Here is a 14081-nt window from a genome sequence, read left to right as displayed (position 1 = left end):
CGGCCGGTGTCCCGCATCGTCCTGATCACCTTGTCCAGGGACACGAAGTGGCTGCCGTCGCCCCGCATCGCCATGCGGGTGGCGGTCACCGCCTTCACCGACGCCACCGCGTTGCGCTCGATGCACGGGACCTGGACCAACCCCCCGATCGGGTCGCACGTCAGGCCCAGGTTGTGCTCCATGGCGATCTCCGCCGCGTTCTCCACCTGGGACGGGGTCGCCCCCAGCGCCTCCGCCAGGCCCCCGGCCGCCATCGACGACGCCGAACCGACCTCGCCCTGGCAGCCGACCTCCGCACCGGAGATCGAGGCGTTCTCCTTGAACAGGATGCCGATCGCCCCCGCCGCCAGCAGGAACCGGACCACGCCCTCCTCGTTCGCGCCCCGGTCGAAGTGGGTGTGGTAGTGCAGCACCGCCGGGACGATCCCGGCCGCGCCGTTGGTCGGGGCGGTCACCACCCGACCGCCGGCCGCGTTCTCCTCGTTCACCGCCAGCGCGTACAGGGTGATCCAGTCGCTGCCGTGCAGCGGGTCCGAGCGGTCGGCGTCGTCCGGCGGCAGCAGCCCCGTGTCGTCGCAGCGCCCCCCGAGCTGGCGGTACAGCCGGTGCGCCCGGCGCGGCACCCGCAGGCCGCCCGGGAGCGTCCCCTCGGTCGTCACCCCCCGGCGCACGCAGGCCCGCATCACCCGCCAGATCTCCAGCAGCTCCGCCCGCACCTGCTCGGCGGTGCGGCCGAACGCCCGCTCGTTGGCGAGCATCACCGCGCTGATCGACATGCCGGTCTCCCGGCACACGTCCAACAGCTCCTGCGCGGTGGCGAAGGGGTAGGGCACCGGGGTGGTGTCCGGGATGACCCGGTCCGCGCCGGAGGCCTCCTCGTCCACCACGAAGCCCCCGCCCACCGAGTAGTACACCCGGGAGCGCAGCTCGCCGCCCTCGGCGTCCAGGGCGGTGAACCGCATCCCGTTCGGGTGGCCCGGCAGCGTCTCCTTGCGGAGGAACTCCACGTCGCGCGCCGGGTCGAAGGCGATCTCGGGCCCGGTGCCGCCCAGCCGCAGCCGCCCGCTCGTGCGCACCGCCTCCAGCAGGTCCGGCACCGCGTCCGGGTCCACCCCCTCCGGGGTCTCGCCGAGCAGCCCCAGGACCACCGCGGTGTCGCTGCCGTGCCCCTTCCCGGTGAGCGCCAGCGACCCGTACAGGTCGCAGCGCAGGGCCGCGGTCCGCTCCGCCGCGCCCTCGGCGGCCAGGCCGTCGACGAAGGTCGCGGCCGCCTTCATCGGGCCCACGGTGTGCGAACTGGACGGTCCGATGCCGGTCTTGAACAGGTCGAAGACGCTGATGGCCATCTGTCCTGCCCTCCTCGTCGAGCACAGGGGATGCGGATAGGGGAACGGGGTGCGGATACAGGAACGTCCCCCGGATACGAAAATAGCCGGGTCGCACGCGGTTCCGCTCGGTGAGCGGGGGCCGCGCCCGGCCCGGCTGCCGTCGAAGGCTCCCGGCCGTGCGGCCGGGTCCGGGCCTACAGGTCCGGGTAGAGCGGGTGCTTGCGCACCAGGGCCTCGACCCGGCCGCGCAGGGCGGCCGCGTCGTAGCCCGGCTTGAGCGCCTCGGCGATGACGTCGGCGACCTCGGCGAAGTCCTCCTCGCCGAACCCGCGGGTGGCCAGCGCCGGGGTGCCGATGCGCAGCCCCGAGGTCACCATCGGCGGGCGCGGGTCGTTGGGCACCGCGTTGCGGTTGACGGTGATGCCGATCTCGTCCAGGCGGTCCTCGGCCTCCTGCCCGTTGAGCTCGGAGTCGACCAGGTCCACCAGAACCAGGTGCACGTCGGTGCCGCCGCTGAGCACCTTCACCCCGGCCTCGGCCGCGTCGGGGCGGGTCAGCCGCTCGGCGAGGATGCGCGCCCCGGCCACCGTGCGCTTCTGGCGGTCGCGGAAGTCGTCGGAGGCGGCCGCCTTGAGCGCCACCGCCTTGCCCGCGATCACGTGCTCCAGCGGACCGCCCTGCATGCCCGGGAAGACCGCGGAGTTGATCTTCTTGGCCAGCTCCTCCTTGCACAGGATGAGGCCGGAGCGGGGGCCGCCCAGCGTCTTGTGCGTGGTGGTGGTGACCACGTCGGCGTGCGGCACCGGGCTGGGGTGCAGCCCGGCGGCGACCAGTCCGGCGAAGTGCGCCATGTCCACCATCAGGTAGGCGCCCACCGCGTCGGCGATCTGGCGGAACCGGGCGAAGTCGAGCTGCCGGGGGTAGGCCGACCAGCCGGCGACGATCATCGCCGGGCGGTGCTCCTTGGCCAGCCGCTCCACCTCGTCGTAGTCGACCAGGCCGTCCTCGTCGCGCACGTGGTAGGGCACGGGGTTGAGGATCTTGCCGGAGTAGTTGAGCTTCATCCCGTGGGTGAGGTGGCCGCCGTGCGCCAGGTCCAGCCCCAGGATGGTGTCGCCCGGCTTGAGCAGGGCGAAGTACACCGCGGTGTTGGCCTGGGCGCCCGAGTGCGGCTGCACGTTGGCGTGCTCGGCGCCGAACAGCGACTTGGCGCGCTCGATCGCCAGCTGCTCCACCACGTCGACGTGCTCGCAGCCGCCGTAGTAGCGCCGCCCCGGGTAGCCCTCGGCGTACTTGTTGGTGAGCACCGTGCCCTGGGCCTCCAGCACGGCGCGCGGAGCGAAGTTCTCCGAGGCGATCATCTCCAGGGTGCCCCGCTGGCGGGACAGCTCCTGGTCGACGGCCGCGGCGACCTCGGGATCGAACTCCTTGAGGGTCTGGTCGAGAAGGGTGCGATCGGTCATGGAATCAGCCTTCGCCTTCGGTCAGCTGGGTGTACTTCTCCGGGGAGAGAAGGTTCTGCGGCTCCTCGGACAGCTCGACCTTGAACAGCCAGCCCTGCCCGTAGGGGTCGTTTCCGATGATCTCAGGGTCCTCCACGGCCGCGCCGTTGACGTCGACCACCTCGCCGCTGACCGGAGCGTAGATGTCGCTCACGGACTTGGTGGACTCGACCTCGCCGCAGGTGTCCCCGGCGGCCACGGTGGCGCCCGCCTCCGGCGGCTCGACGAAGACGATCTCACCGAGCGCCTCGGCGGCGTAGGTGGTGATGCCGATCGTCGCCACGCCGTCGCTGATGGAGACCCACTCGTGCTCTTCGGTGTAGCTCAGCTCCGCGGGAACGCTCAATTTCTCTCCAGGAGGATTCGTCAGTGGTGTCCGGTTACCGGGTCCGGCCGCCGCGAGCGGCCGAGGGACCGCGGGCGCTTCGTGCGGATCGCACCCACCCGGTGGCAATTCTGCCTGGTGGGCCGCCTGCCCGCACACACGGCTCGCGACCTGGGGCGGCGGCGCGGCGGCGCCGCCGGAACTCAGCGTTCCCGCTTGTAGAACGGGAGCTCGACGACGTCCACGGGCTCGGCGCGGCCGCGCACGTCCACGGCGAACTCCCCGGTGGCGGTGTCCAGGTCGGCGTCGACGTAGGCCATCGCGATGGGGGTGCCCAGGGTGGGGGAGGGGGCGCCGCTGGTGAGCGTTCCGACCTGCTCGCCGTCGCGCAGCAGCGGCATGTCCTTGCGGATGGGGCGGCGCCCGCGCGCGGACAGCCCGATCAGGCGGCGCCCGCCGCTGCGGTCGGCGCTGCGCTCGGCGGCGCGCTCCAGCGCCTCCCGGCCGACGAAGCCGCCCTTCTCGAACTTGACGACCCGGCCCAGCCCGGCGTCGAAGGGGGTGAGGTCGCGGGTGAGCTCCTGGCCGTACAGTGGCATCCCGGCCTCCAGGCGCAGGGTGTCGCGCGCCGACAGCCCGGCCGGGACCAGGCCGTGCGGCTCGCCCGCCTTGAGCAGGGCGTCCCACACGGCGGGGGCGGCCGAAGCGGGCTCGATGAACAGCTCGAAGCCGTCCTCGCCGGTGTAGCCGGTGCGGGCGAGCAGCACCGGGCGGCCCGCGACGGTGTGCCGGTACCCGGCGTAGTACGTGATCTCCGCCAGGTCGGCGTCGGTGAGCTGCGCCAGGATGTCCACGGCGGCCGGGCCCTGGAGCGCGATCAGCGCGGTGTCGGCGGAGCGGTCCTCCACCCGGGCGTCGAAGCTCTGGGCCCGCTCCTGGAGGGCGGCCAGCACCGTGGCGGCGTTGGCCGCGTTGGGGACGACCAGGTAGTCGTCGTCGGCGAGGCGGTAGACGATCAGGTCGTCGAGGACGCCGCCGTCCTCGTCGGTGATCATCGTGTAGCGGGCGCGGCCCACGGCGACCTTGGACAGGAACCCGACCATCGCGTAGTCGAGGACGTCGGCGGCCTGGGGGCCCATGACGCGGACCTCGCCCATGTGGGAGAGGTCGAACAGGCCCGCCTTCTCCCGGACGGCCGTGTGCTCGGCCTTCTCACCGGAGTAGCGAAGGGGCATCAGCCAGCCCGCGAAGTCGACCAGGGTGGCGCCCAGCGCCTCGTGCGCGGAGCGGAGGGCGGTTTCGCGGAGGTTCGCGGACGCGCCGCCGGCGGATGTCATGGTCACTCCCGAGAGGATGGTCGTCGTTGTGCAGCCAAAGGCGTAGCCATCCTCCCCCTCTGTCATCGGTGCCTGAGAGCTTCACCGCGCGCTCGGCGCGGCTTGCACCTTCGGCGAGGGGCGGCGGTGCCCCTGCTTTCCAGAGTGGTCTGGCCCGTACGGTCCGCAGCGCCTGAGAGGTTCTCTGGGGAGGGTTTGCTCCTTCGGCGGCCCGCGCCGGCTGCGCGGACTCTCTCCCGTACGGGGTCGTCGACCGGCTTCAGAGTAGCAGCGCGCCTCCGGCAGGGACAGGGGCGGCCCCTCCGAACCGCCCCTGGGCAGCGCCGTGACCTGGGCCGGATGGCGAACTCCTCGCTCTGGTGGGCCTGCATGCCGCCGAGCAGGTCGGTGCCGAAGACGAGGTCCACCCCGGCCCCGGGGCCCTCGAAGCGGCGGGGGCCGACTGAGCGGAGGCGCGCGGACGCGGAAGGGTCCGGCACGCGGAGCGTGCCGGACCCTTCCTGCGGGTGCTCAGGCCTTGCGGCGGCGGCGCACCGCCTCGGCCAAGCCCTGCAGCACGTCGAGGGTGGTGTCCCAGCCCATGCACTTGTCGGTGATGGACTTGCCGTACACCAGCTCGGAGGGGTCGCCCAGCTTCTGCGCGCCCTCCTCGATGAAGCTCTCCAGCATCACGCCGACGATGCCCTGCTGCCCGTCGGCGACCTGGGCCGCGATGTCCTGGGCGACGACCGGCTGGCGCTTGTGGTCCTTGCCGCTGTTGGCGTGCGAGGCGTCGATCATCACCCGGCGGCGCAGCCCGGCGCCCTCCACGGTGTCCAGCGCGGACCGCACGTGCTCGGCCCCGTAGTTGGGGCCGGTGCGCCCGCCGCGCAGGATGAGGTGGCAGTCGGGGTTGCCGCTGGTGCTGACCACCGACCCGGCCCCGGCCGGGTCGACGCCGAAGAAGGTGTGCGGGGCGGCGGCCGCCCCGCAGGCGTCCACCGCCACCTGCACGTCGCCGTCGGTGCCGTTCTTGAAGCCGACCGGCATGCTCAGGCCGCTGCTGAGCTGGCGGTGCACCTGGCTCTCGGTGGTGCGGGCGCCGATCGCCCCCCAGGTGACGGCGTCGGCGATGTACTGGGGGGTGATCGGGTCGAGGAACTCGGTGCCGGCCGGGACCCCCAGCGAGCCGATGTCCAGCAGCAGCTTGCGCGCGGTGCGCAGGCCGCGGTGCACGTCGTGGCTCTCGTCCAGGCCCGGGTCGTTGATCAGGCCCTTCCAGCCCAGGGTGGTGCGCGGCTTCTCGAAGTAGACCCGCATCACCACGCACAGGTCGGCCGAGACCGACGGCGTCAGCTCCTTGAGGCGGCGCGCGTAGTCGAGCGCCGCCTCCGGGTCGTGCACCGAGCACGGCCCCACGATGACCAGCAGCCGGTCGTCCTCGCCGTTCAGCACCCGCGCGACCTCGGCCCGGGCGTCCTCCACGAGCGCCGTGCGCTCGGGGCCCATCGGCAGCTCGGCCAGCACGTCGCGCGGCGCGACCAGCGGCCGGTAACTGGCGATGCGGGTGTCATTGGTGCTGCTCGTCATGGTGGCGGATGCTCCTCGTCCCCGTCGTCCCCGGTCGGCCCTCCTGGAACCCTAGCGCCATCGGGGCCGCCGGTCCGAGCGGTGCGGCGGGAGTGTGGTGCGGGTCATCGCGGGGCTGCTCAGCAGGTGAGACTCACCCCTTCAGGCCGGGCAGGTCCTCCTCCCAGAACTCCCCGGGGTTGCGCTCCTTCTCCGGTGCGCCGCGCTCGTGCTCGGCGGTGCGCAGCTCCACCCGGCGGATCTTGCCGGAGACCGTCTTGGGCAGCGCGGAGAACTCCAGCCGCCGCACCCGCTTGTACGGCGCCAGCCGCTCCCGGCAGAACGCCAGGATCGAGTAGGCGGTGTCGGCGTCCGGCTCCGCCCCCGCCACCAGGGTGACGAACGCCTTGGGCACCGCCAGCCGCACCGGGTCGGGGGAGGGCACGACCGCCGCCTCGGCGACCGCCTCGTGCTCGATCAGCACGCTCTCCAGCTCGAAGGGGGAGATGCGGTAGTCGGAGGCCTTGAAGACGTCGTCGCGCCGCCCGATGTAGGTGATGTGCCCCTCGGCGTCCCGGGAGGCCACGTCGCCGGTGTGGTACAGCCCGTCGCGCATCACCTCGGCGGTGCGCTCCTGGCTGTCGGCGTACCCGGCCATCACCCCCACCGGGGCGTCCCGCAGCGACACGCACACCTCTCCCTGGTCGCCGTCGGCCCCGGTGACCGGGTCGGCCAGCACCACCTCGTAGCCGGGCATCGGCAGCCCCATCGACCCGGGCCACACCTGTTGGCCGGGGGAGTTGCCGACGGTCACGGTGGTCTCGGTCTGCCCGAACCCGTCGCGCACGGTGATCCCCCAGGCGGCGCGCACCTGGTCGATCACCTCCGGGTTGAGCGGCTCCCCGGCCGACACCGCCTCGCGCACCGGCGCCTCGCCCGACCCCAGGTCGGCCTGGATGAGCATGCGCCACACGGTCGGCGGGGCGCAGAAGGTGTCCACCCCGCACCGGCGCACCGCCGCCAGCAGCTCGGCCGCGTCGAACCGGGACTGGTTCACCGACAGCACGGTGGCCTGGGCGTTCCACGGGGCGAAGACGCTGCTGTAGGCGTGCTTGGCCCACCCCGGCGAGGAGATGTTCAGGTGCACGTCGCCGGGGCGGATGCCCACCCAGTACATGGTGGACAGGTGCCCGGCCGGGTACGACAGGTGGGTGTGCTGCACCAGCTTGGGCGCCGAGGTGGTGCCGGAGGTGAAGTACAGCAGCAGCGGGTCGTCGGCCGCCGTCCGGTGCTCCGGCGCGAAGTCCAGGGCGGCGTGCCGGCAGTCGGTGTAGGACAGCCAGCCCTCCATGTAGCCGACGCTGATCCGGGTCCAGTGCCCGCCCAGCCCCTCGAACTTGGGGGTGTCGGCGGCGTTGGCGATCACGTGCCGCACGCCGCCGCGCTCGATCCGGTCGGCCAGGTCGCCGGAGGTCAGCAGCGGCGTGGCGGGGATGAGCACCGCGCCCAGGCGGATCGCGGCCAGCGTGGTCTCCCACAGCTCGACCTGGTTGCCCAGCATCACCAGCACCCGGTCGCCCCGGTGCACCCCCTGGTTGTGCAGCCAGTTCGCGGTCTGCCTGCTCCGTTCGGCCATCTCCCGGTAGGTCAGCCGCGTCTCGGAGCCGTCTTCGTCCACGATCCACAGGGCGAGCCGGTCGGGATGCTCCTCGGCGGCCGGGTCGAAGTGGTCCTGCGCCCAGTTGAAGTGGTCGGGCCGGGGCCAGGAGAAGCGCGCGTGCGCCTGGGCGCGGTCCTCCCTGAGCTCCAGCAGCAGGTCGCGCGCCGCCCGGAACTCGGCGGTGGCGGGGTTCGACATGGAGGGACCTCCGCATCCGGTGTGTGAGCGCTGTCACTCTAACCGCTGTGGGTCCCTGCTGTCCCGGACCGCCGGGCCCGAGGACGGGCCGCCGCGGGGGAGGGCGGCTACGATCGGTCCGGTGAGCGATCTGACGGGCTTGCAAGGAGAGTGGACCTTCGGCGTGCAGGCGGTCCGCATCGACTTCGCGGACCGGTGGCGGGTCCACCGCCTGCTGCGCAAGCTCGGGGGCTGCTCCGTCCCCTATGCGGCGATCGCGGGGGTCGAGTTCGTCCCCGACTCCGGGCGCAAGCGGTGGCGCCTGCGGATCCGCCTGATCGAGGGCGCCGACCCCTTCGCGGCGGGCATGCTCGGAGACCGCGGCGACAAGGGCGACCCCTTCACACTCACCGGGACGGCGGACTCGGTGCTCACCGCCGAGTACCACGCCGATCAACTGCGGGCCCTGGCCGAAGGGGCCCGCGCCGCCGACCCGGCCTCGGACCCGGCCGGCGTGGCGCGCTCCCTGGTCCCCGCCCCGCCGATCAGGGCCTCCACCTCGGAGGGCGACGCGGTCTTCGACGGGAGCACGGTCCGGTTGGAGTGGCGCCGCCTGGCCAGGCGGGAGAAGCGCCTCTCCGGAGGGCGCGTCCTGCCCCGCGACGGGATCCTCCGCGCCGAGTGGACCGGTCCCGACGCCGGAGCGTGGGCGGGTGTGCGGTTCGTCCTGCGCGATTCCGCCGCCCGGGTGGCCGACATCCGCCGGGACCCCTGCGCCCTCGCCACCCAGGACGGCCGCGAGATGGCGCAGCTGCGCCTCCTGGCCGCCGTGGTCAACGCCCATCCGGGCGGCGGGGAGGACGGGGCGGGCGCCGCCGGTGGTAGAGAGGTGGAGTCCTCTGAAGAGGCGGAGCCGCCCGCGCCGGAGAGCGGGGCGCGCCCCGCCCCCGAGGAGGTCTCCCGGCGCATCCGCGAGCTGGCGGCCCTGCGCGACGACGGCCTCGTCACCGAGGAGGAGTTCGCCGCGAAGAAGGCCGAGCTGCTGAAGCGCCTGTGACACCCGGCCGGCACCCGNGCCGCCCGCCGATGGCCCAGCGGACCCTGTACCCCCCGATCGCGCCCTACGACAGCGGGATGCTCGACGTGGGCGGCGGCGACAGCGTCTACTGGGAGCTGTGCGGCAACCCCGACGGCAGGCCCGCGGTGTTCCTGCACGGCGGCCCCGGCGGCGGCTGCGCCCCCGACCACCGGCGCCTCTTCGACCCCGAGCGCTACAAGGTCCTCCTGTTCGACCAGCGCAACTGCGGCCGCAGCACCCCGCACGCCTCCGGCATGGGCGTGGACCTGAAGGCCAACACCACCTGGAACCTGGTGGCCGACATGGAGCGGCTGCGCGAGATGATCGGCGCACAGGAGTGGCTGGTCTTCGGCGGCTCCTGGGGCAGCGCGCTCGCCCTGGCCTACGCCGAGGAGCACCCCGAGTGCGTCAGCGGGCTGGTGCTGCGCGGCATCTTCACCCTGCGCGACGACGAGCTGAAGTGGTTCTACCAGGAGGGCGCGAGCCACATCTTCCCCGACGTGTGGGACGGCTACCTGGCGCCGATCCCCGAGGAGGAGCGCGGCGACCTCATCTCCGCCTACGCGCGGCGGCTCAACCACCCCGACCGCGCCGTGCGCCTCGAAGCGGCCCGCGCCTGGAGCGTGTGGGAGGGGTCCACGGTGACGCTGCTGCCCAACGAGGCGGTGCGGGCCCAGCACGCCGAGGAGGACTACGCACTGGCCTTCGCCCGCATCGAGAACCACTACTTCTCCAACAAGGGCTTCTTCACCCCCGGCCAGCTCATCGAGCGGGCCGGGCGGCTGCGCGGCATCCCCGGCGTCATCGTGCAGGGCCGCTACGACGTGTGCACCCCGGCGCGGACCGCCTTCGACCTCCACAAGGCGTGGCCGGAAGCGGACTTCCACATCGTCGACGACGCGGGCCACGCCTTCAGCGAGCCCGGCATCCTGCACCGACTGGTCGAGGCGACCGACCGCTTCGCCGCGTCGTGACCCCGCCCCGTTGACGCGATCCTGACGCGGCCCCGGGGGCGATCCGGGGCCGCGGCGGCGCGCGGCGGAGGGTGCGGATTAGGCTCGGGACCACGATCCGCGCAAGGAGGCTCACGATGAAGGTCAAGGTCGACTACGACCTCTGCGAGAGCAACGCCGTCTGCATGGGCATCCTGCCCGAGGTGTTCGAGGTCCGCGACGACGACAACCTCTACATCCTCCAGGAGGAGCCCCCCGAGGAGCTCCGCCCCAAGCTGGACGAGGCCGTCCGGATGTGCCCCAAGCAGGCGCTGAGCCTGGAGGACTAGGGGCGGACCGGCGGCACCCGCAGGACGGGCCGGGCGGCGGGCACCGCGGCGCGCCGCCCGGGAGCACCGGGGCCGTGTCCCAGGGCGCGCTTCTCGGGTCGGGTCCGTAGAAGGCGATGGCGGTGTCATGTCCATCGCAAGGCCGCGGTGTTCCCCTCAAAGCAGGGGAGTCGGCCCGGGCGCGCCGTCGACCGATGAGAACGCGGCGAGGGGCGGGCCCGGGCGCCGTGCAGGAGGGCCCGACCCAAGAAACACGCCCTAGCGGCCCGCCGCCGCCAGCGCGTCCTTCCATGTGGTGCGCTCGGCCAGGAGCGGGCGGTAGCGCATCGTCTTCGGCGTGGACTTCAGCCCCAGCACCCCGATGAGCAGCCCCTCCCGACCGAAGAAGGCGACGAACTTGCGGTCCTCGGGTGAGCCGTGCACGAACTCCACCGTGTCGGCGGGAGCCGCCTGCCCCAGCAGCTGGATCTTCCGCTTGTACTGGTCCGACCAGAAGTAGGGCACCGGGGTGTACTCCTCCGCGGCCCCCTCCCCGGCCAGCAGGTTGCGCGCGGCCACCCCCGCCTGCTCCCCGGCGTTGGTCCAGTGCTCCAGCCGCATCCGGCCGCCGTAGCGCGGGTGCGGGAAGTTCGCCAGGTCCCCGGCGGCGTAGACGTTCGGCACCGACGTGCGCCCGAGCGCGTCGCACTCCACGCCCCCGGCGCCGCCGGCCAGCGCGACGCCCGACCCCTCCAGCCACTCGGTGTTGAGGTCGACGCCCAGGCCGCAGACCACCAGCGGCGCCTCCACGGCCGACCCGTCGGCCAGGCGCACGCGCTCCACGCGCCCGCCCGCGCCCTCGTACCCGGACACCCCCGTGCCCAGCCGGACGTCCACGCCGTTGTCGCGGTGCAGGTCGGTGAGGACCCGCCCGACGCGCGGGTCGATCGCGCGGGTGAGCGGGGTCGGCGCCGCCTCGACCAGTACGACCTCCCGGCCGAGCGCCCGCGCACTCGCCGCCACCTCGGCCCCGACGAACCCGGCGCCGACCACGGCGACGCGGTCGTATCTGCCCAGGTCGGCCCGGAGCGCCTCGGCGTCGGCCAGGGTGCGCAGCACGTGCACCCCGGCCAGGTCCGTCCCGGGGCGGCGGGCCCGCGCACCGGTCGCCACGATCACCCCGTCGCCCTGCACGCGGGCGCCGTCGTCCAGCTCCACCGCCCGCTCCCCGGGCAGCAGCCGCGCGGCGGCGCGTCCCAGCCGAAGGTCGAGCCCGAGCGCGTCGAAGGCCGCGTCGTCGCGCAGGGCCACCCCGGCGCTGTCGCCGACGCCGGTCAGCACCTCCTTGGACAGGGGCGGCCGGGAGTAGGGGCGCTCGTCCTCCGCTCCGACGAGGGTGATGCGGCCCTCGAAGCCGGCCTCGCGCAGGGATTCGGCGGCGTGCAGGCCGGCCATTCCCGCGCCCGCGATGACGACGTTGTCCATGCTGTCCATGGCTCCGCTCTGGAATCTGGGGTGGTCGGGGACCCGCCTCCACGATAGGCGCGCGCCGGTGGCCCGGGCCGGGGGGGCGGGGGCCGCCAGGGGGTGGTGCGTGGGTCATGGCCGTAGACGGCACTGGCGGTGTCATGTCCATCGCAAGGCCGGTGGGAGAGTCGGTCAGCAGGCTGTCGACCGATGAGAACGCGGCGAGGGGCGTGCCCGGTCGCCGCGCAGTAGGCCGTGATCGACGCAATGCCCCCTAGAGCGGCCGGATCGCGCCGACCGGCTCGCCGCCGCCGAGCAGGTCCACGCTGAGCAGGTCGGCGACGGGGGAGACGTCGGCGCCCAGCTCCCGCAGTGCGGTGAGCCCGACCATGGCGCGGGCGCGGGTCTCGGGGTCGCCGTCGGAGATCTTGACCGCGACCGTGCGCCCGTCGGTGTCGGCGAGCACGATGACGCCCTCGGCGCCGATCTTGGAGACCGTGCCGGGCAGGTCGCGCATGATGCGGGTGTCGACGCGGCCCTCACCGGCCACGTACTCCGGGTGGGCGCGCATGGCGGCGACGACGGCCGCCTCGGGGGTGCCCTCCGGGGCCAGGGCCATGGTGCGGATGCCGCGTGCCAGCCCCTGCAGGGAGACGGCCATCTGCGGGGCGCCGCAGCCGTCCACGGCGGTGTGCGCGACCGGTTCGCCGCACACCTCCTCGATGGTCTCGCGCACCAGCACCTGCAGCGGGTGGGCGGGGTCCAGGTAGTCGGCGGTGCTCCAGCCCTGGGCGGCGCAGGCGGCGAGCATGGCGGCGTGCTTGCCCGAGCAGTTCATCAGCAGCCGGTCCGGCTCCCCGCCGGAGCGCAGCAGCGCGGCGCGGAACCTCCGCCCCATCGGCCAGTCGACCGGGCAGCGCAGGTCGTCGGGGGTGAGCCCGGCGTCGGCGAGCACCTTGCGGACGGTGTCGGTGTGGATGTCCTGGCCGCTGTGGCTGCCCGCGGCGACGGCCAGCTCGGGGCCGGAGACCGGCGCCCCCGCGCGCAGCGCGGCCAGCGCCTGGAAGGGCTTGGCGGCCGACCGGGGGAACATGGGGGCCTCGACCGGCCCGCGTGTGTACCCGGGGGCGCCGTCCGCGGTGAGGCCGATGACGGCGCCGTAGTGCACGCCCTCCCGGAATCCGGAGCGCACGACCTCGGCGAGCGGCACGTACGCGGGCAGCGGGGACGACGGGTGGGACACCAGGCCCTCCATTCGCGACAAAATCGGACAGACGGCTCAACGTTATGCGCCGCGGCTCTCTTCCCGCACCCGTCGCAGGTGTGCCGTAAGGTCGGGCAGCGGCGCGGCGCCCCCGGTCGGGGCGCCGTTACGGGTTCGACGGGGGAGGACGTACCGCATGCTGGAGTGGATGAGGGCAGGGCGCCCGCGCACGCGCGAGGCCGTCGCGCACGGGGCGCTGACCCGTGCGCGGGGCGGGTCCGCCCTTCCGGCGCGCGGCTTGGAGTACGCCGTCCTCGACGTGGAGACCACCGGGCTGGACCCCGCCTCCGGTGCGCGCGTGTGCGAGGTCGCCGTGGTGCGGATGCGGGGCGACGGCACGGTGCTGCGCGAGTTCAGCACGCTCGTCGACCCGGGCGCCCCGATGGCGGGGCGCGAGTTCCACGGCATCACCGACGGGGACGCCGCCGGGGCGCCGCGCGTCGGCGCGCTGGCGGGGGAGCTGGCGGGGCTGTTCTCGGGGGCCGTGGTGGCCGGGCACAACCTGGACTTCGAGGCGGCGTTCCTCGCCTCCGAGCTGGTCCCGGCGGGGCTGCCCGAGGGGGTCCCCGGGCTGTGCACGCTCCGTGCGCTGCGCTCGCAGGTCGACCTGGACCGGTACTCGCTGCCGCGGGCCAGCCTGGCGCTCAACGGCCACTGGCCCTCGGGCCAGCACACCGCCCTGGGCGACGCGCGCGCGTGCGCCCGCATCCTGGCCGAGATGCTGAACACGGCCCCGGGAGAGCTCTACTACACCGGGCCCGCGCCGCGTGAGCTGGTGCTCGAAGGGCAGGGTGCGGAGCGGGGCGGCCCGGTGCGCCTGAAGAGCCGGACCACGCCCAAGGGGGCGCTCCCCCTGGCGACGGTGTGGCCCCGCCGGTGGCGCCCGCAGGAGCTTCCCCCGGAGCTGTGCGGCGGCCCGTTCACCGACACCGACCGCGCGGCCGCGCTGAAGGCCGCCCGTGAGCGCGGCCTGCGCCGCGAGGCCGTCGCGGGCGCTGCGGCCCTGGCCGGGGCCGCGGCCGCCGCGGGGGCGGCCCGCTCCCTGCTACGCGTGCTGCGCTGAGGCGGAGGCCGTCCACGGGGCGCGCCCGGACCACCCCGCACGATGCGCGGGATTGTGTGCGAGCCGCATTG

General features: G+C 74.0%; 12 protein-coding genes and 2 riboswitches. Of the genes, 4 read left to right on the top strand and 8 right to left on the bottom strand.

Annotation, left to right across the window (positions count from 1 at the left end):
- The 6 genes from D476_RS0123310 to D476_RS0123280 form a co-directional block, all read right to left on the bottom strand.
- A partial coding sequence (locus D476_RS0123310) for an L-serine ammonia-lyase (protein ID WP_017626334.1) occupies positions 1-1346 on the bottom strand: 1346 nt, incomplete at its 3' end.
- A gap of 176 nt (positions 1347-1522) precedes the next feature.
- Positions 1523-2791 carry a serine hydroxymethyltransferase gene (locus D476_RS0123305; RefSeq protein ID WP_017626333.1) on the bottom strand — a complete coding sequence of 423 codons (1269 nt, stop codon included), beginning with the start codon at positions 2789-2791 and terminating at the stop codon, positions 1523-1525.
- Between the two features lie 4 nt (positions 2792-2795).
- A complete protein-coding gene (gene gcvH, locus D476_RS0123300) occupies positions 2796-3176 on the bottom strand; it encodes a glycine cleavage system protein GcvH (protein ID WP_017626332.1) in 381 nt (126 codons plus the stop codon).
- Between the two features lie 182 nt (positions 3177-3358).
- A complete protein-coding gene (gcvT, locus tag D476_RS0123295) occupies positions 3359-4492 on the bottom strand; it encodes a glycine cleavage system aminomethyltransferase GcvT (RefSeq protein WP_017626331.1) in 1134 nt (377 codons plus the stop codon).
- Positions 4493-4541: 49 nt separating this feature from the next.
- Positions 4542-4641, bottom strand: a riboswitch (glycine riboswitch).
- Positions 4642-4741: riboswitch (glycine riboswitch) on the bottom strand.
- Positions 4742-5002: 261 nt separating this feature from the next.
- Entirely contained in the window at positions 5003-6061 is a 1059-nt protein-coding gene (locus tag D476_RS0123285; RefSeq protein WP_017626330.1) for a 3-deoxy-7-phosphoheptulonate synthase, read from the bottom strand.
- A 133-nt stretch (positions 6062-6194) separates the two neighbouring features.
- On the bottom strand, positions 6195-7898 hold the full coding sequence (locus D476_RS0123280; protein WP_017626329.1) for an AMP-binding protein: 1704 nt from the start codon (positions 7896-7898) through the stop codon (positions 6195-6197).
- Between the two features lie 121 nt (positions 7899-8019).
- Here D476_RS0123280 and D476_RS0123275 point away from each other — a divergent pair, with 121 nt between their 5' ends.
- The 3 genes from D476_RS0123275 (at position 8020) to D476_RS0123265 (ending at position 10237) form a co-directional block, all read left to right on the top strand.
- Positions 8020-8934 carry a DUF4429 domain-containing protein gene (locus D476_RS0123275; RefSeq protein ID WP_026123789.1) on the top strand — a complete coding sequence of 305 codons (915 nt, stop codon included), beginning with the start codon at positions 8020-8022 and terminating at the stop codon, positions 8932-8934.
- Positions 8935-8963: 29 nt separating this feature from the next.
- Positions 8964-9929 carry a prolyl aminopeptidase gene (pip, locus tag D476_RS0123270; RefSeq protein WP_026123788.1) on the top strand — a complete coding sequence of 322 codons (966 nt, stop codon included), beginning with the start codon at positions 8964-8966 and terminating at the stop codon, positions 9927-9929.
- Positions 9930-10045: 116 nt separating this feature from the next.
- Positions 10046-10237, top strand: a complete 192-nt coding sequence (locus D476_RS0123265; protein ID WP_017626326.1) for a ferredoxin — start codon at positions 10046-10048, stop codon at positions 10235-10237.
- Positions 10238-10495: 258 nt separating this feature from the next.
- Here the strand turns inward: D476_RS0123265 and D476_RS0123260 are convergent, their stop codons facing one another.
- Together D476_RS0123260 and D476_RS0123255 are read right to left on the bottom strand one after the other, a co-directional pair.
- Positions 10496-11701: an NAD(P)/FAD-dependent oxidoreductase gene (locus D476_RS0123260; protein WP_026123787.1), complete on the bottom strand. Its 1206-nt coding sequence runs from the start codon at positions 11699-11701 to the stop codon at positions 10496-10498.
- A 256-nt stretch (positions 11702-11957) separates the two neighbouring features.
- Positions 11958-12938 carry an asparaginase gene (locus tag D476_RS0123255; protein WP_017626324.1) on the bottom strand — a complete coding sequence of 327 codons (981 nt, stop codon included), beginning with the start codon at positions 12936-12938 and terminating at the stop codon, positions 11958-11960.
- 145 nt (positions 12939-13083) lie between these two features.
- Here D476_RS0123255 and D476_RS0123250 point away from each other — a divergent pair, with 145 nt between their 5' ends.
- Positions 13084-14010: a 3'-5' exonuclease gene (locus D476_RS0123250; protein WP_017626323.1), complete on the top strand. Its 927-nt coding sequence runs from the start codon at positions 13084-13086 to the stop codon at positions 14008-14010.
- Positions 14011-14081: the final 71 nt, after the last annotated feature.

Source organism: Nocardiopsis chromatogenes YIM 90109 (assembly GCF_000341185.1).
GTDB lineage: Bacteria > Actinomycetota > Actinomycetes > Streptosporangiales > Streptosporangiaceae > Nocardiopsis_A > Nocardiopsis_A chromatogenes.
The sequence above is the reverse complement of the archived record's forward strand: the minus strand, read 5'-3'. Positions and strand labels throughout refer to the sequence as shown.